Origin of the sequence: Pseudomonas sp. P116, assembly GCF_020149425.1 — a bacterium.
GTDB classification, from domain to species: Bacteria; Pseudomonadota; Gammaproteobacteria; order Pseudomonadales; family Pseudomonadaceae; genus Aquipseudomonas; species Aquipseudomonas anatoliensis.
Genome location: NZ_JACVHB010000005.1, coordinates 318,755 through 335,923 on the forward strand (window position 1 = coordinate 318,755; position 17,169 = coordinate 335,923).

A 17,169-nucleotide genomic window follows, 5' to 3' on the forward strand; every position below is an offset into this window, starting at 1 on the left:
CAGGTCAAGGAGACCTCCATGCACTTCAAGAAACTCGCTGCGTTCACCTTTATGCTCTGCGCTCTGCCGGCCGTCAGCCAGGCCCGTGACACGGCGGTTTACCTGCCGTTCGACAAAGCCGTCGCCGAAGCGACCCGCTCAGGCAAAATCGATGGCAGCGTGAAGTTTTACCTGGCAGGCAACACACCGGCCGGCAAAGTCACCGTCGTCAGCCCTGGCGCCGTGACCAACAAGAAAACCAACGCCTTCAACAAGTCCGACGAAGTCGCCTGCGAGTGGGTCGCACAATCGGCCATCATCAGCCTGCACCAGGCCGCGAAAAGCGCCGGCGCCAACGCCGTGACCAACATCGTCAGCTTCTACAAGAGCAACGAGCGCAAGGACCCGCAGACCTACGAATGCCACGCCGGCGCGATCATGGCGGGCGTTGCGTTGAAGGGTGATCTGGCGAAGGTGCAGTAAGACGTCTTTGCATTGTGGTGAGGGGATTTATCCCCGATGGAATGCGCAGCAGTGCCCTTCTCAGGGTCAATAAGACAAGCTGCGTCGCATTCCCGTCGGGGCAATAACCAGCGATACATAGTTACCGCCCAGCAACCATTGATATGAGGAAAACTCAAAGCTCCCTGAGCGTTCCATTCGCTCAGGTATACCCAATAACTCGAGCTGATCAATGGAGCAATAACATGGGCAAGAAGCCGCTGAAAAAAGTGATAACTTCCGACAGGCCGGAAACTGACCAACCCACTCGTTACAGCCCTACCGACGATGGCACGCTGACTCTACGCAGTTTGCTCGACACCAGTAATATCGAACTGCGACAGATGACTGCGCAGCCTCCATCCTCGCTTGACTCCCAACTATCCACCATTCAGGTCTTCGAACTCCCTGCTGACACAACCATCAGCCAAACCACTGTCGAGCGTCCACTCAGCGATTATTATCTGCCGCCAAGTCTGGCAGAACGTTTACCCGATCCGGATCCGGTAAGTGCGATTCGAACAACTGACAGAGGGCGCCAATATGTCGATCTCGTCGACGGCTGGACGGTACGCGTGGATACGGATGCACAAGGCAATTTAAGGGCGCGTCTGCCGTCGGTGCTGACCCTCGGGGCGCGACTGGAACGCGTGGAAGACTCTCTCGCATGGCGCCGGCTCCCGACCGACGACGCTGAGGCCGGGAATTCAGAACTGATTGTTTCGCGCCGCGAACTACCCGATAAAGAGCCTGATGATGCCGTCCCAGCCAAACGCATGCGCGGGATCGATGAAGAAAGCACAACTGAGAATCCTGCGCCACCGGTTCCGGATACATCCATTGCCATGCCTTGGAAAAGCTGGAAACTCAGTCCTGAACGTTTCTCCCTGAACCATATAACCGTTGACGGTCTACGCTACGAAATCCTGCCCCATGGTGAATTTCCGCCTGCGCCGATTGTTTATGTCAAAAACCCTGCACATTTGAGTTACGACTTTGACTCACTGAATAAAATCCTGTCGGACCACATCCAGCAACAACCTCGAGGCGCCATTCAGATTCCGTCGACGCAGCGCTGGGAGATCGATCCGACACTTCCTTTTAACGGCCCGCTTACGGACTATGTCGCCACTTACTTCCGGCACCTGACAACTTCCTCCGTGCGTAAGGTTGCCAGGAAACAGTTTGACCTCGCCAACGACGGGGATATCGCGACCGGCGCCGGGCTGACAACTCTGCGACAAACATTCAATGACTGGAAAACCTCACGGCCGGCGCCACGACCGGAGATGATGGATCCACTTCTCATGCTTCCGATAACGCATCTGGAGCCCGGATCAAAGTATAAACGCGTATTGAAGTTGGACTTTCTCGACAAACAGGCGCCGTTAGAGAGACTGGAGTTTGATGCGGAAGATCTCCCGCAATATTGGCGTTTTTTTTCATCAACTCAGACAGCCGTTGATCTCAAGCACGCCATGTACATGCTGTTGACGCGCAATGGATACACCGTCTTCAAACCAACCGGAACCAACATTTATCCAGCACTGGTGTTCCAACGCAAAGGACATGAGTTTGTGTTCTGCATGAACCTGCATCGATCCCTAGGCACACGTCATCAAATCCACCACAACATCAAAGCGTTTACCGAACAATCAATTGGCCCAGAGGCCCTGCACGCGATTGAAACCGCCCGCTCAGCAAACAACCTGGTCTGGTTGAAAGGCGTGACCAATATCGCCCCGAATCGCCCGGACTCGGTAATTATCGTGCGCGTGGATGCGCCTGAGATCTGAAGGCGCAAGACAGGAAGTCGATGAAGAACCCAGGGCGTGAAACCCATTGGACAGCGCGACAAACGCTCTGGCTTGTCCAAGGCGTTTGTTTCGTTTGCGAGGAACAATTTCACGTCTGTAGGCAATGCCTCTGAGATGTATAGTCCTGAACGCTCATCGAGTCTGACAAGCATCGTGGCGAGGGTCATTCGGCGCCCTTCGCATTTTCAGCATCTACACTCGTCCCGGCAGGCTGACACATCGCGCCTGCCAGAACGGCGAGCCCCAATCGATCAAACACTCGCTGCTCTCTTCCACCGTCAAGGAGATGACCATGCAAGTGAAAGCCCTGATCGCCGCCACGCTCTTCTGCCTGCTGCCCAGTGCCAGCCACGCGACCAATCTGATGTACATGCCATTCGAGACGGTGTTGTCGGACGCACTTCGCGCCGGGCGGCTGGATGGCAGTGTGAAGTTTTATCTGGTTGGCAATGGACCGCTGGGGACTCAACAGTTGCTAAGACGGGGCGTGGTCAGTGATCTGAGCACCAACGGGTTCAACAAGAGTGATCAGTTCTCATGCGAGTGGGTGTTGCAGTCGAACCTGATCAAGTTGCAGGCCGAGGCCAAGCGGGTCGGGGCAAATGCGGTGACCAATATCGTCAGTTATTACGACCAGCGTGTGCGCAAGGATTTGAATACTTACGAGTGTCGAGCGGGGATTTTTGTGACACGGGTGGCGTTGAAGGGGGATCTGGTGCGGTTGCCTTGAAGGGCAAGATCAAAAGATCGCAGCCTTCGGCAGCTCCTACATTTGGAATGCCTTTTCCCTGTAGGAGCTGCCGGAGGCTGCGATCTTTTGACTTCAGGTTTTCAGAGGCTCGACCTTACTGGTGAGCAGTTCGACGAACGCCTTGGCCATCGGTGATTTCTGATCCTTGCGCTGCACCAGCCACACTGCCGATACCGCTGCGGGATCGAGCAGCGGCCGGTAGACCACGCCGTCGATGCGCATCCGCTGGTAGGACGCCGGCAACACCGACACGCCCAACCCCGCCGCCACCAGACCGATGATGGTCATGGCTTCGCCAGCCTCTTGGGCGAAGTGCGGGCTGAAGCCGGCGTCGCGCGCCAGGCTGAGCAGTTGTGCGTAGAGACCACTGCCATAACTGCGCGGGAAGAACACGAAAGGCTCCAGCGCCAGCGCCGAGAGAAACAACCCGTCCTCGCTGCCCTGCGCCAACGGATGCTTGGAACTTAGCACGGCCACCAGCGGTTCACGCATCAACTCGACCACGCTCAACGAATCCGGCAAACCCAGCGGGCGCATGATGCCGACTTCAATTGATTCGTCGACCAGCGCTTCGGCCACTTGGGTGCTGCTCATCTCACGCAAATGCAGATGCACCGCCGGAAAACGCTGACGAAATGAAAAGATCGCCTGCGGAATGGTCGAGTTGAACGGCGCCGACGAGGTGAAGCCAATCTTCAGTTCCCCGAGCTCACCAAGTTGCGCACGCCGGGCGACATCCGCTGCTTTGTCGACTTGCGCCAGCACCAGCCGCGCCTCTTCCAGAAACAATCTACCGGCCTCACTCAGCTCGACCCGACGATTGGTCCGTTCAAACAGACGTGCGCCGACCTCTTGCTCCAGCGCCTGAATCTGCTGGCTCAGTGGTGGCTGGGAGATGCCCAGCACCTGTGCGGCGCGGCCGAAATGCAGTTCTTCGGCGACGGCGATGAAGTAGCGCAGGTGACGCAATTCCATGAAAACCCCATTAGGTCGTTAAAGCTATCAAACAGGTCGAACAATATATTGGATAGAAACATTAGCCAGCTATATGATTTTTTCATTGCCTGCCTGGCCGTGCTCTCCGAGGTCTGAAGTGAAAACTGCTGTCGCGCCCCTTGCCCATGAAGTCCCGCCCGCAGCGTCGGACGATGTCGTCGCCGAACTGCAAGAGATCTACATCGAAAAAGGCACACCGATGTTCATGCGCACGGTGCTGGCGCTGTTCAGCGGCGGGTTCGCGACGTTTGCGCTGCTGTATTGCGTGCAGCCGATGATGCCGTTGCTGTCTCATGAATACGGGATCAACGCGGCCCAGAGCAGCCTGATTCTATCGGTGGCCACCGGCATGCTCGCCATTGGCTTGCTGATCACCGGGCCGATTTCCGACCGGATCGGGCGTAAACCGGTCATGGTTGCCGCGCTGTTCGCGGCAGCGCTGTGCACCATGGCCAGTGCGATGATGCCGAGCTGGCAGGGCGTGCTGATCATGCGCGCGCTGATCGGTTTGTCGTTGAGCGGTCTGGCGGCGGTGGCGATGACCTATCTCAGTGAAGAAATTCATCCGCAGCACATCGGTCTGGCCATGGGTTTGTACATCGGCGGCAACGCGATTGGCGGGATGAGCGGACGCCTGATTACCGGCGTGTTGATCGACTTCGTCAGTTGGCACACGGCGATGCTGGTGATTGGCGGTCTGGCGATGATTGCAGCAGCGGTGTTCTGGAAGATCCTGCCGGAGTCGCGCAACTTCCGCTCACGCTCGCTGCATCCGCGCAGCTTGCTCGACGGTTTCACCATGCACTTTCGCGATGCCGGTCTGCCGCTGTTGTTTCTTGAAGCGTTCGTACTGATGGGCGCGTTTGTCACGCTGTTCAACTACATCGGTTATCGCTTGCTGGCTGCACCGTACAACCTTGATCAGGTGTTCGTCGGTTTGCTCTCGGTGGTGTACCTGTCGGGTATTTACAGCTCGGCGAAGATCGGCTCGCTGGCGGACAAACTGGGGCGACGCAAAGTGTTGTGGGCAACTATCGCGCTGATGTTCGTCGGCCTCGCGCTGACGATGTTCACCTCGCTGCTGCTGGTGATCGTCGGCATGTTGATTTTCACCTTCGGCTTCTTCGCCGCACATTCGGTGGCGAGCAGTTGGATCGGCCGTCGGGCGATCAAGGCCAAGGGGCAAGCGTCGTCGCTGTACCTGTTCAGCTATTACGCCGGGTCAAGCATTGCCGGCACAGCGGGCGGGGTGTTCTGGCATTTGGGTGGGTGGAACGGGATTGGGCTGTTTATTGGCGCGCTGTTGCTGGTGGCGCTGTTAATAGCGTTGAAGCTGGCGAAGTTGCCGCCATTGGGTGGTGTGAAAGCTTAAAAGCAAAAGATCGCAGCCTTCGGCAGCTCCTACAGGAAAACGAAATTCAATGCAGGAGCTGCCGCAGGCTGCGATCTTTTGATTTAAAAAACGCCCGGCATTTGCCGGTCGTTTTTTATTGCGTATCGATCACTCGTGATACTGCGCCGATAGCTCATGCACCGCGCGCAGGAAGGCGCCGGCGTGTTCCGGGTCGACTTCCGGGGTGATGCCGTGGCCGAGGTTGAACACGTGGCCGCTGCCCTTGCCGTAGCTGGCCAGAATGCGTCCGACTTCAGTGCGGATGGCTTCCGGTTTTGCATAAAGCACGGTCGGATCCATGTTGCCTTGCAGCGCAACCTTGTCGCCGACACGGGCGCGGGCGTTGCCGATATCGCAGGTCCAGTCCAGGCCCAGTGCATCGGCACCAGCCTCGGCGATGCTTTCCAGCCACAGGCCGCCGTTCTTGGTGAACAGGATCACCGGCACCTTGCGACCGTCGTTTTCGCGGATCAAACCGCTGACGATTTTCTTCATGTAGGCCAGCGAGAATTCCTGATACGCCGCCGCCGACAGATTGCCACCCCACGTGTCGAAGATCTGTACCGCTTGCGCGCCGGCCATGATCTGGCCATTGAGGTACGAGGTCACCGACTGCGCCAGTTTATCCAGCAGCAGGTGCATGGCTTGCGGATTGTCGTAGAGCATGGCTTTGGTCTTGCGGAAGTCTTTCGACGAGCCGCCTTCAACCATGTACGTCGCCAGGGTCCAGGGGCTGCCAGAGAAGCCGATCAACGGCACACGACCATTCAGTTCGCGACGGATGGTGCTGACCGCATCCATCACGTAGCCGAGGTCTTTGTGCGGATCAGGGATCGGCAGGGCTTCGATGTCAGCCAGGGTGCTGACGACTTTCTTGAAGCGCGGACCTTCACCGGTCTCGAAGTACAGGCCCTGGCCCATGGCATCGGGGATGGTGAGGATGTCGGAAAACAGGATCGCCGCGTCCAGTTGTGGATAGCGGTCGAGCGGTTGCATGGTGACTTCGCAAGCGAACTCCGGATTCATGCACAGGCTCATGAAGTCACCGGCGTGGGCACGGCTGGCGCGGTATTCCGGCAGGTAGCGGCCGGCCTGACGCATCATCCACACGGGGGTGACGTCTACGGGTTGCTTGAGCAGGGCGCGGAGGAAACGGTCGTTCTTCAGGGCAGTCATGTCGGCATCCGGAAAAAAAGTGCGGGCATTTTCTCAGAGCGCGAGGGAAAAGGCACGGATGCAGGTCAGCCTTTTGTCTATCGGGTCAATTTATTGCGTTGGAATACAGATTTTGCAGCACCCCGAAACGACAGGGCATTGCGTTGTTTGTTTAGACGCCCAGGTAATCCAGAATCCCTTCAGCCGCATTGCAGCCTTCGAAGATCTCCGTCACCACCAGATCGGTTACCGCGCAACATGTCGCCACCCAGCAAGATTTTCATATGGCTGCTCTGTTGCTTGTACTGATGGAATCTGGATGGGTGCAAGACAACCCCACTCCCACAGCTTTTTATGTCACGGCATCGAACACGATAAAAATGACGTTTAGGGCCTGCAGTACGAAAAACTTTCATTCTAGTTCTTATTTAAAACTCGTTATACCTGTCAACTTTTACAGTTGTTACCAATATAAAACGACACTAGGATGAAATTTAAGCCCTCTCTGAGAAAGAAATCTATAAAAGGAATTAGAAGATGAAAAAATTATACTCAGGTTTTTCGCTAATTTTAATGTACATGTCCGTTGCATCTGCTGCAGACGCCAGCGATTCAAAATTTGATCATGCCAAGCCCGATACCACACATACATGGACTGAGGAGGAAATGAAAACCGCTACACCAATGCCTTTGCCTATTTACGAACCGCAAGCCCAACCCGTAGAACAGCAACGTGAAAAAAACGCAGACTTAGTACAAAAGAGCTCTCCCGCTGTTGATTTGCAACTACCTTACAATCCAGATATCAGGGAACAAGGAGAGGCAAAAAATCTTTACAGTCCAAACCGCGACAGACACCCTTTCACACAGCTTGGCATACTGTATTTTGATGGCCCTTCAGGACGCTCCAAATGCAGCGGTCAATTTGTAAACCAGAACGTCGTACTTACTGCCGCTCACTGCGTTAGAGATAAAACAACGGGAGAATGGTATAAAAACCTGCGCTTTGAACAAAGCTTCCCAAGCACAGGTAAACTTTACTATTTCCTGCCCAGTTGTTCATCAACCTCCTCTTCCTATGTTGGTAGTCCAGGAGGTCAACTGGACTACGCTTTCTTAAGAGTTAGCAATTCGATTACGGGGTGGATGGGATTAAGAATTAACGCCTCCCAACTACCTGTAACGGTGGTTGGTTACCAAGGGCTATCGCTCAAAGCTTTCAATGGTTTTATGATGCCAAACGGCAGCATGCACCAAATAACTCCAAACTTTCTCTTCGGAGGTTCCAGTGGTGGAGCATGGGTTGACATGAACACGAACCAGGTCGTGGGTTCCACCCATGGCGGATCAGCTAACCATCTCAGTTCTCCAGTGTTTGGTATGGAGCTTTGGAACCTTTTTCAGACCGTTAGCCAGAGTAATCCGTGCAAGTAACAAATCAGGCAAAAACTCTTTTGACATGGCGTGAATGAATCGCCGCACAACTCGAAAGTCGCGCAGCGATCACCAGCGCACAACCGCTCCGTTAGCGCTCGTATTTTTACAACACCACAAAACATTGTGGGAGCTGGCAAGCCAGCTCCCACAGGAGTTGCGGTGCAGTTTCGGACTGGGGTTTAGACGCCCAGGTAATCCAGAATCCCTTCAGCCGCATTACGGCCTTCGAAGATTGCCGTCACCACCAGGTCGGAGCCGCGCACCATGTCGCCACCCGCAAAGATTTTCGGGTTGCTGGTCTGGTGCTTGTACTGACCTTGCTCAGGCGCAACTACGCGGCCCTGGCTGTCGGTCTGGATCTCGAACTGTTCGAACCATGGCGCCGGGCTTGGACGGAAACCGAAGGCGATGACCACGGCGTCAGCCGGGATGATCTCTTCGGAGCCCGGGATCGGCTCGGGGCTGCGACGGCCACGGGCGTCCGGTTCGCCGAGACGGGTCTCGACCACTTTTACGCCTTCGACCCGGTCTTCGCCGACGATGGCGATCGGCTGGCGGTTGTAGAGGAATTTCACGCCTTCTTCCTTGGCGTTCTTCACCTCTTTGCGCGAGCCGGGCATGTTCGCTTCGTCACGACGATAAGCGCAGGTTACCGACTTGGCACCCTGGCGGATCGAGGTGCGGTTGCAGTCCATCGCCGTGTCACCACCACCGAGCACCACAACCTTCTTGCCTTTCATGTCGACGAAATCTTCCGGCGACTTTTCAAAGCCCAGGTTGCGATTGACGTTGGCGATCAGGAAGTCCAGCGCGTCATAAACGCCCGGCAGGTCCTCACCGGCAAAACCGCCCTTCATGTAGGTGTAAGTACCCATGCCCATGAACACGGCATCGTATTCGGCGAGCAGTTGTTCCATGGTCACGTCTGTGCCGACTTCGGTGTTGAGACGGAACTCGATGCCCATGCCGGTGAAGACTTCGCGACGATTGCTCAGCACGCTCTTTTCCAGCTTGAACTCGGGGATACCGAAGGTCAGTAGACCACCGATTTCCGGGTTCTTGTCGAACACCACCGGGGTCACGCCGCCACGCACCAGCACGTCGGCACAGCCCAGACCTGCCGGGCCAGCACCGATGATCGCGACACGTTTGCCGGTCGGTTTGACCTTGGACATGTCCGGGCGCCAGCCCATGGCGAACGCGGTGTCGGTGATGTACTTCTCGACCGAACCGATGGTCACCGCACCGAAGCCGTCGTTGAGGGTGCAGGCACCCTCGCACAGACGATCCTGCGGGCACACCCGGCCGCAGACTTCCGGCAGGGTGTTGGTCTGGTGCGACAGCTCGGCAGCCTGAAGGATGTTGCCTTCGGCCACCAGCTTCAGCCAATTGGGAATGAAGTTGTGCACCGGGCACTTCCACTCGCAATACGGGTTGCCGCAACCCAGGCAGCGGTGGGCCTGATCGGCCGACTGCTGGGGTTTGAACGGTTCGTAGATCTCGACAAACTCTTTCTTGCGTTGACGCAACAGTTTCTTCTTCGGATCTTTGCGCCCGACATCGATGAACTGGAAGTCGTTATTCAGACGTTCAGCCATTGTTAAAACCTCATCAAACTCTTCAGGCGCATATCACTGCGGGTTGGCACGAGTGCTGGAAAGCAACGATTTCAGGTTGGCAGCCTTAGGCTTGACCAGCCAGAAACGGCGCAGGTAGTCATCGAGGTTTTCGGCGAGTTCACGACCCCACTCGCTGTCGGTTTCCGCGACGTACTCGTTCAGCACGTTTTGCAGGTGGCTGCGATAGGATTCCATCGCCTCACCACTGATCCGCTGGATTTCCACCAGTTCGTGGTTGACCCGGTCAACGAAGCTGTTGTCCTGGTCAAGCACATAGGCGAAACCACCAGTCATGCCAGAGCCGAAGTTGTAACCGGTCTTGCCCAACACGCAGACAAAACCACCGGTCATGTACTCGCAGCAGTGATCGCCAGTGCCTTCCACAACCGTGTGGGCACCGGAGTTACGCACGGCGAAACGCTCGCCTGCGGTGCCAGCGGCGAACAGCTTGCCGCCAGTGGCGCCGTACAGGCAGGTGTTGCCGATGATGGCGCTGTTCTGAGTCTTATAAACGCTGCCCTTGGGCGGCACGATGGTCAGCTTGCCACCGGTCATGCCTTTGCCGACGTAGTCGTTGGCGTCGCCTTCCAGGTACATGTTCAGACCGCCGGCGTTCCACACGCCGAAGCTCTGACCGGCCGTCCCTTTGAAGCGGAAGGTGATCGGCGCTTTGGCCATGCCTTGGTTGCCGTGCTTGCGGGCGATTTCGCCGGAGATCCGCGCGCCGATCGAACGGTCGCAGTTGCAGATGTCCAGGTCGAACTCGGCACCGCTGAGGTCGTTGATGGCCGACGTCGCCAAATCAACCATTTTCTCGGCCAGCAGGCCTTGGTCGAATGGCGGGTTGCGCTCAACCTGGCAGAACTGCGGCTTGTCCGCCGGGATGTGATCGCTGCCCAGCAGCGGAGTCAGATCCAGGTGATGTTGCTTGGCGGTCTGACCTTCGAGGATTTCCAGCAGATCGGTGCGACCGATCAGCTCTTCGAGGGAACGCACGCCGAGCTTGGCCAGCCACTCACGGGTCTCTTCGGCGACGTAGGTGAAGAAATTCACCACCATGTCGACGGTGCCGATGTAGTGATCCTTGCGCAGCTTCTCGTTCTGAGTGGCAACGCCAGTGGCGCAGTTGTTCAGGTGGCAGATGCGCAGGTATTTGCAGCCCAGCGCGATCATTGGCGCGGTGCCGAAGCCGAAGCTTTCGGCGCCAAGGATCGCTGCCTTGATCACGTCGAGGCCGGTTTTCAGGCCACCGTCGGTCTGCACCCGGACTTTGCCGCGCAGGTCGTTGCCGCGCAGAGTCTGGTGGGTTTCGGCGAGGCCGAGTTCCCATGGAGCGCCGGCGTATTTGATCGAGGTCAGCGGCGAAGCACCGGTACCACCGTCGTAGCCGGAAATGGTGATCAAGTCCGCGTAGGCCTTGGCCACACCGGCAGCGATGGTGCCGACGCCTGCTTCAGCCACCAGTTTCACCGAGACCAGCGCCTTCGGATTGACCTGTTTCAGGTCGAAAATCAGCTGCGACAAGTCTTCGATGGAATAAATGTCGTGGTGCGGCGGTGGCGAAATCAGGGTCACGCCCGGCACTGCATAACGCAGCTTGGCGATCAGCCCGTTGACCTTGCCACCTGGCAGTTGACCACCCTCGCCCGGCTTGGCGCCTTGGGCAACCTTGATCTGCAGCACTTCGGCATTGACCAGGTATTCCGGCGTCACGCCGAAACGGCCAGTTGCGACCTGCTTGATTTTCGAGCTCTTGATGGTGCCGTAGCGCGCCGGATCTTCGCCGCCTTCGCCGGAGTTGGAACGCGCACCGAGGCGGTTCATGGCTTCGGCCAGGGCTTCGTGAGCTTCCGGCGACAGGGCGCCCAGCGAAATACCGGCGGAGTCGAAGCGCTTGAGCACCGATTCCAGCGGCTCGATTTCACTGATGTCCAACGGCGTGTCGAGGGTCTTGACCTTGAGCAGGTCACGAATCATCGACACCGGACGGTTGTCCACCAGCGCGGTGTATTCCTTGAACTTGCTGTAGTCGCCCTGCTGCACAGCGGCTTGCAGGGTGTTGACCACGTCCGGGTTGTACGCGTGATATTCGCCACCGTGGACGAACTTCAGCAGCCCGCCCTGCTGGATCGGCTTGCGCGGGCTCCAGGCTTCGGCAGCGAGGGCTTTCTGCTCGGCTTCGATGTCGACGAAACGCGCACCCTTGATGCGGCTCGGCACACCACGGAAGCTCAGGTCGCAAACCTCTTCAGACAAACCGATGGCCTCGAACAACTGCGCACCACGGTACGAAGCGATGGTCGAGATGCCCATCTTCGACAGAATCTTGAGCAGGCCTTTGGTGATGCCTTTGCGGTAGTTCTTGAACACCTCATAGAGGTCGCCCAGGACTTCACCGGTACGGATCAGGTCGCCCAGCACTTCGTACGCCAGGAACGGATAGACCGCCGAGGCACCGAAACCGATCAGCACGGCGAAGTGATGCGGATCACGCGCGGTAGCGGTTTCAACGAGGATGTTGGAGTCGCAACGCAGGCCTTTTTCGGTCAGACGATGGTGCACCGCACCGGTCGCCAGCGAAGCGTGGATTGGCAGTTTGCCCGGCGCGATATGACGGTCGCTCAGAACGATCTGGGTACGACCGGCGCGCACGGCTTCTTCAGCCTGATCGGCGACGTTGCGGATCGCCGCTTCGAGGCCGACGCTTTCGTCGTAATTGAGGTCGATGATCTGCCGCTCGAAACCCGGGCGATCGAGGTTCATCAGCGAACGCCACTTGGCCGGGGAAATGACCGGCGAGCTGAGGATCACGCGCGAGGCGTGTTCCGGCGACTCCTGGAAAATGTTGCGCTCGGCACCGAGGCAGATTTCCAGCGACATCACGATCGCTTCACGCAGCGGGTCGATCGGCGGGTTGGTGACCTGCGCGAACTGCTGGCGGAAATAGTCGTACGGCGTGCGCACGCGCTGGGACAGCACGGCCATCGGGGTGTCGTCGCCCATCGAGCCAACGGCTTCGTAGCCTTGCTCGCCGAGCGGACGCAGTACCTGATCGCGCTCTTCGAACGTGACCTGATACATCTTCATGTATTGCTTGAGCTGATCGACGTCGTAGAAAGCCGAACCGTGGTCGTTGTCTTCCATGGTCGCCTGAATGCGCAGGGCATTCTTGCGCAGCCATTGCTTGTACGGATGACGGGATTTGAGACGGTTGTCGATCGCATCGGTGTCGAGGATCTGCCCGGTTTCGGTATCCACGGCAAGGATCTGGCCCGGGCCGACACGGCCCTTGGCGATCACGTCTTCTGGCTGGTAGTTCCAGACGCCGATTTCCGACGCAACGGTGATGAAACCGTTGGTGGTGGTAACCCAGCGCGCCGGGCGCAGACCGTTACGGTCGAGCAGGCACACCGCGTAACGACCATCGGTCATTACCACGCCGGCCGGGCCGTCCCACGGCTCCATGTGCATCGAGTTGTACTCGTAGAACGCACGCAGATCCGGGTCCATGGTTTCGACGTTCTGCCACGCAGGCGGAATGATCATCCGCACGCCACGAAACAGGTCGATGCCGCCGGTGACCATCAGCTCAAGCATGTTGTCCATGCTCGAGGAGTCGGAACCCACGCGGTTGACCAGCGGGCCGAGTTCTTCCAGATCCATCAGATCATTGGTGAACTTGGTCCGACGGGCCTGAGCCCAGTTACGGTTACCGGTGATGGTGTTGATCTCGCCGTTGTGGGCGAGGAAGCGGAATGGCTGAGCCAGCGGCCATTTCGGCAGGGTGTTGGTGGAGAAGCGCTGGTGGAACACGCAGATCGCGGTCTGCAGGCGCTCGTCACTCAGGTCCGGATAAAACGCGGCCAGATCGGCCGGCATCATCAGGCCTTTATAGATGATGGTCTTGTGCGAAAAGCTGCAGATGTAGTGATCGCTGTCGACAGCGTTGGTCACCGACGAACGGCGACGGGCGCTGAACAGTTTGACCGCCATGTCCTGATCGCTCAGGCCTTCGCCGCCGATGTACACCTGCTCGATTTGCGGCAGGCGCTCAAGGGCCAGGCGGCCGAGGACGCTGGTGTCGATTGGCACTTTGCGCCAGCCGATCAGTTGCAGGCCTTCGGCGAGGATCTCGCGGTTCATGTTCTCGCGAGCGGCTTCGGCCTTGGCCGAATCCTGATTGAAGAAGACCATGCCCACGGCATATTGCTTGGGCAACTCGACGCTGAAGGTTTCCTGAGCGATAGCGCGCAGAAAGGCGTCAGGCTTTTGAATCAGCAGACCGCAACCGTCACCGGTCTTGCCGTCGGCATTAATCCCACCGCGGTGGGTCATGCAGGTCAGGGCCTCGATGGCCGTTTGCAAAAGGGTATGACTGGGCTCGCCCTGCATATGGGCTATCAGGCCGAAACCGCAGTTATCCTTGAATTCATCTGGTTGGTACAGACCTGCTTTCATAGACACTTTCTCACCAGGCTGCCTCTTTTCGAGGCAAATTTCTTTTCAATTCAACCACTTGCGATCCGCGCCGAACGTACGCCGGCTTGGCGGGGGCAAAAGGGTGGTCATTGTACACAGCGACACAGAGGCTCACAAATTTGACGACGAACTGTCGCAAATTCATGTCGCATTTGTGAAAGGTTTAAAGCGATCTTCTGTGCTAGTCAAAACTTTTTTAATTTTGACTGCAACGACTCAAAGACTACTGTGACGCAGACACCACAAGGCACGCGACCTGGAAGGAAGCGCGCACATGTAGAAATTTTGAGGTGCTTGGAGAGGCGGCCTGGGTAAGGCCGCCGAATCTTCAGCGAGTTGTTGCCAGTTCCTGTTGGACGCTGGCGACAGTGCGAGGCCAAGGTTTACCAGCCTGAACCTTCGCTGGCAAGGCCTTGATGGCAGAAACAGCCGCATCACGATTGGCAAAGTTGCCGTAGGTGATCACGTAGAGCGGCTTGCCATTGAGGACTTTCTTGAAATAACGGTACTCGCCGCCCTGCTCCTTGACGAAGCTTTGCGCAGCCGTCTCGGAGCTGGTGCCGAGGATCTGCACCACGTAGTTGCTCGTTGGCTGCCCGGCGTACCAGCTGCCACCGGCGGCTTTGGCCACGGTAACCGGCTTCTCGGCTGGTTTGGCGGCGGCAACTGGCTTGGCTGGCGCTGGAGCAGGTTTGGCCGCTGGCGCTGCCGGAGCAGGCTTGGCGGTAGCGATCTGGGTCGGTGCCGGCGTCGGCGTCGGCTTGACTGCTGGGACCGGAGCCGGTGTTGGAGCAGGACCGGCCGGAACGCCCGCAGGAGGCGCGGAGGTGGTCACGGTTGGCGGCGTGTCGCTGGAGCCTTCCAGTGGTACACCGTCGTCGCCTTCGGTGATACCGCCAGCAGCTTCGGCCAGCGGGCCGCGCATGACCGGTTGCGAGTTGCCAACCAGCGGCAATGGCATCGGCTGGGTATTACCGGCGAACTCGACGTTCGGCGCGCCGCCATTGGCTGCGCCCTGACCCAATGGCAGTTGTGCCTGTTCGTTGGCGGGTGCGCCGGTGGTTGGCGCCTTGTTGCGACCCGGCATCAGCCAGGCGGCGGCGACCGCAACCACAACGACGGCGGAAATCGCCAATACGTGTTTCTTCGGCATGTTGAACCCCATACTTGGACGCTTGACCGCAGAGCGGCTGGCAATCATGACTTCGATCAGTGCATCGCGAGCGACCTGGTTGATGTTGCCAGGCCAACCCTCGGAGCTTTCGTGAATATCAGAGATCTGATCCGCGGTGAAAAGTTCGACACCCCGGCCCGCACCTTCGAGCCGTTGGTCGAGATATTCGCGGGTCTCTTCTTCGGTGTAAGGCTGCAATTCGATGACGTGGAAACGCTCTTCTTCGAGGTGCAAAGCCTCAAGCTGAGCGATCAGCGACGACTCACCGAACAGGAACACATGCGGGCGACCTTCCGGCGCGCCGGCACCCAGCGCCATCAGCGCTTCGAGGGCGGATTCGTCGAGCTGCTCGGCGTCGTCCACCAGCAAATAGACTTCCTGGCCGGTGAGTGCCAACTGCACCACCTGATCCAGAATCGCGCCGACTTCAGCCTGCGCCACGTTCAGCGCCTGCGCCACCTGACGCAGTACGCCAGCGGCATCGCCGGCACCACGCGCGGAAACCACAACGCTCTGTACCGATTGCTTGTTGGTGCTGGCGACCAGCGCCTGACGCAGCAACGTCTTGCCGCTGCCCTGCGGGCCAGTGACCACCAGCAGCAACTGGCTGTAACGCGCCAGGTGATGCAGTTGGCCGAGCACCGGTTTGCGCTGGGCCGGAAAGAATTTGAAGCCCGGAACGCGCGGCGCGAAGGGGTCGTGGCTTAACTGGAAATGGCCGAGGAACGCCTCGTCGGCATGCAAACTAGTCATCGGAATCTTATTAACCTTTAAGCTGAGCCAGGGCGCGGTAATCCGCTCCCAGCGTGGCCTGTAGAACCTCTTTCGGATAATCGTCGGTCACTACCGCTTCGCCCATCCGGCGCAGCAGCACCAGGCGCAGACGACCGTCGATCACTTTTTTGTCGATTGCCATGTGTTCAAGAAAATCGGCTTCGCTCATTTCAGAAGGCGGAATCACTGGCAGGCCGGCCCGCTGAAACAGACGAATGCCGCGATCGCGCTCCTGCTCGCTGATCCAGCCCAGACGCGCAGACATCTCCAGCGCCATCACGGTGCCAGCCGCCACCGCCTCACCATGCAACCAGACACCATAGCCCATGTGGGTCTCGATGGCGTGGCCGAAGGTGTGGCCGAGGTTGAGCGTGGCGCGTACGCCGGTTTCCTTCTCATCGGCGCCGACTACTGCAGCCTTGGCTGCGCAGGAGCGCTCGATGGCGTAAGTCAGGGCTGTTTGATCCAGCGCGCGCAAGGCGTCGACGTTGTCTTCGAGCCAGCCGAGGAACGGCTCGTCGCAGATCAGACCGTACTTGATGACCTCAGCCAGACCCGCCGACAGCTCGCGTGGTGGAAGGGTTTTCAGGGACGTCGTATCGATCAGCACCACGTTCGGCTGGTAGAACGCGCCGACCATGTTCTTGCCCAGCGGATGGTTGATCCCGGTTTTGCCGCCCACCGACGAATCGACCTGGGACAGCAAGGTGGTGGGGATCTGGATGAAATCGACGCCGCGTTGATAGCAGGCAGCGGCGAAACCGGCCATGTCGCCGATCACACCGCCGCCAAGGGCGATCACGGTGGTACGGCGGTCATGACGGGCGGTCAGCAAACCGTCGAAAATCAGTTGCAGGGTTTCCCAGTTCTTGAAGGCTTCGCCGTCCGGCAACACCACGGAAATTACCGAGAACTGCGCCAGGCTGCGCGTCAGACGCTCGAGATAGAGCGGCGCAACGGTCTCATTGGAGATGATTGCCACCTGACGCCCGTGGATATGCGGAGCCAGCAACTCGGGCTGATCCAACAAACCTTCGCCAATATGAATCGGGTAGCTGCGCTCGCCTAGATCGACCTTGAGTGTCTGCATGTGT

Annotated in this window: 11 protein-coding genes and 1 pseudogene; 5 read left to right on the forward strand and 7 right to left on the reverse strand. The window is 58.2% G+C overall.

All coding sequences use genetic code 11. The annotated features are described in order from the left end of the window. Nucleotides 1–18 precede the first annotated feature (18 nt). From ICA15_RS18805 to ICA15_RS18815, 3 genes are all read left to right on the forward strand, one after another. Nucleotides 19–462, forward strand: a complete 444-nt coding sequence (locus tag ICA15_RS18805; protein ID WP_150604850.1) for an excinuclease — start codon at nt 19–21, stop codon at nt 460–462. A gap of 224 nt (nt 463–686) precedes the next feature. Further along, nucleotides 687–2,276: a hypothetical protein gene (locus tag ICA15_RS18810; protein WP_210554312.1), complete on the forward strand. Its 1,590-nt coding sequence runs from the start codon at nt 687–689 to the stop codon at nt 2,274–2,276. A 313-nt stretch (nt 2,277–2,589) separates the two neighbouring features. Continuing rightward, the gene (locus ICA15_RS18815) at nt 2,590–3,027 is read left to right on the forward strand and encodes an excinuclease (RefSeq protein WP_210554313.1); all 438 of its coding nucleotides are present in this window, start codon (nt 2,590–2,592) and stop codon (nt 3,025–3,027) included. A gap of 93 nt (nt 3,028–3,120) precedes the next feature. Here the strand turns inward: ICA15_RS18815 and ICA15_RS18820 are convergent, their stop codons facing one another. Further along, the gene (locus ICA15_RS18820) at nt 3,121–4,023 is read right to left on the reverse strand and encodes a LysR family transcriptional regulator (protein WP_150604847.1); all 903 of its coding nucleotides are present in this window, start codon (nt 4,021–4,023) and stop codon (nt 3,121–3,123) included. 118 nt (nt 4,024–4,141) lie between these two features. On the opposite strand from ICA15_RS18820, the gene ICA15_RS18825 reads away from it, so the two are divergent. Then, nucleotides 4,142–5,416 carry an MFS transporter gene (locus ICA15_RS18825; protein WP_210554314.1) on the forward strand — a complete coding sequence of 425 codons (1,275 nt, stop codon included), beginning with the start codon at nt 4,142–4,144 and terminating at the stop codon, nt 5,414–5,416. 129 nt (nt 5,417–5,545) lie between these two features. Here the strand turns inward: ICA15_RS18825 and hemE are convergent, their stop codons facing one another. Together hemE and ICA15_RS18835 are read right to left on the reverse strand one after the other, a co-directional pair. Further along, nucleotides 5,546–6,613, reverse strand: a complete 1,068-nt coding sequence (hemE, locus tag ICA15_RS18830) for a uroporphyrinogen decarboxylase (RefSeq protein ID WP_007909440.1) — start codon at nt 6,611–6,613, stop codon at nt 5,546–5,548. Between the two features lie 151 nt (nt 6,614–6,764). Continuing rightward, nucleotides 6,765–6,930: pseudogene (locus tag ICA15_RS18835) on the reverse strand (glutamate synthase small subunit); the annotation flags it as partial. 199 nt (nt 6,931–7,129) lie between these two features. Here ICA15_RS18835 and ICA15_RS18840 point away from each other — a divergent pair. After that, nucleotides 7,130–8,026: a trypsin-like serine peptidase gene (locus ICA15_RS18840; protein ID WP_210554315.1), complete on the forward strand. Its 897-nt coding sequence runs from the start codon at nt 7,130–7,132 to the stop codon at nt 8,024–8,026. A 182-nt stretch (nt 8,027–8,208) separates the two neighbouring features. Here the strand turns inward: ICA15_RS18840 and ICA15_RS18845 are convergent, their stop codons facing one another. The 4 genes from ICA15_RS18845 to aroB form a co-directional block, all read right to left on the reverse strand. Then, nucleotides 8,209–9,627 carry an FAD-dependent oxidoreductase gene (locus ICA15_RS18845; protein WP_150617496.1) on the reverse strand — a complete coding sequence of 473 codons (1,419 nt, stop codon included), beginning with the start codon at nt 9,625–9,627 and terminating at the stop codon, nt 8,209–8,211. 33 nt (nt 9,628–9,660) lie between these two features. Next, the gene (gene gltB, locus ICA15_RS18850; protein WP_150617495.1) at nt 9,661–14,106 is read right to left on the reverse strand and encodes a glutamate synthase large subunit; all 4,446 of its coding nucleotides are present in this window, start codon (nt 14,104–14,106) and stop codon (nt 9,661–9,663) included. A 349-nt stretch (nt 14,107–14,455) separates the two neighbouring features. Continuing rightward, the gene (locus tag ICA15_RS18855) at nt 14,456–16,054 is read right to left on the reverse strand and encodes an AAA family ATPase (protein WP_210554316.1); all 1,599 of its coding nucleotides are present in this window, start codon (nt 16,052–16,054) and stop codon (nt 14,456–14,458) included. Between the two features lie 10 nt (nt 16,055–16,064). After that, nucleotides 16,065–17,165, reverse strand: a complete 1,101-nt coding sequence (gene aroB / locus ICA15_RS18860; RefSeq protein WP_150604841.1) for a 3-dehydroquinate synthase — start codon at nt 17,163–17,165, stop codon at nt 16,065–16,067. Between the last annotated feature and the right edge of the window lie 4 nt (nt 17,166–17,169).

Excerpts from the sequence above, each read along its gene's own strand:
- ICA15_RS18810 (WP_210554312.1), top strand. The coding sequence starts at position 687 with ATGGGCAAGAAGCCGCTGAAAAAAGTGATAACTTCCGACAGGCCGGAA.
- ICA15_RS18845 (WP_150617496.1), bottom strand. The coding sequence starts at position 9,627 with ATGGCTGAACGTCTGAATAACGACTTCCAGTTCATCGATGTCGGGCGC.
- ICA15_RS18820 (WP_150604847.1), bottom strand. The coding sequence starts at position 4,023 with ATGGAATTGCGTCACCTGCGCTACTTCATCGCCGTCGCCGAAGAACTG.
- gltB (WP_150617495.1), bottom strand. The coding sequence starts at position 14,106 with ATGAAAGCAGGTCTGTACCAACCAGATGAATTCAAGGATAACTGCGGT.
- ICA15_RS18840 (WP_210554315.1), top strand. The coding sequence starts at position 7,130 with ATGAAAAAATTATACTCAGGTTTTTCGCTAATTTTAATGTACATGTCC.
- ICA15_RS18855 (WP_210554316.1), bottom strand. The coding sequence starts at position 16,054 with ATGACTAGTTTGCATGCCGACGAGGCGTTCCTCGGCCATTTCCAGTTA.
- ICA15_RS18805 (WP_150604850.1), top strand. The coding sequence starts at position 19 with ATGCACTTCAAGAAACTCGCTGCGTTCACCTTTATGCTCTGCGCTCTG.
- aroB (WP_150604841.1), bottom strand. The coding sequence starts at position 17,165 with ATGCAGACACTCAAGGTCGATCTAGGCGAGCGCAGCTACCCGATTCAT.
- ICA15_RS18815 (WP_210554313.1), top strand. The coding sequence starts at position 2,590 with ATGCAAGTGAAAGCCCTGATCGCCGCCACGCTCTTCTGCCTGCTGCCC.
- hemE (WP_007909440.1), bottom strand. The coding sequence starts at position 6,613 with ATGACTGCCCTGAAGAACGACCGTTTCCTCCGCGCCCTGCTCAAGCAA.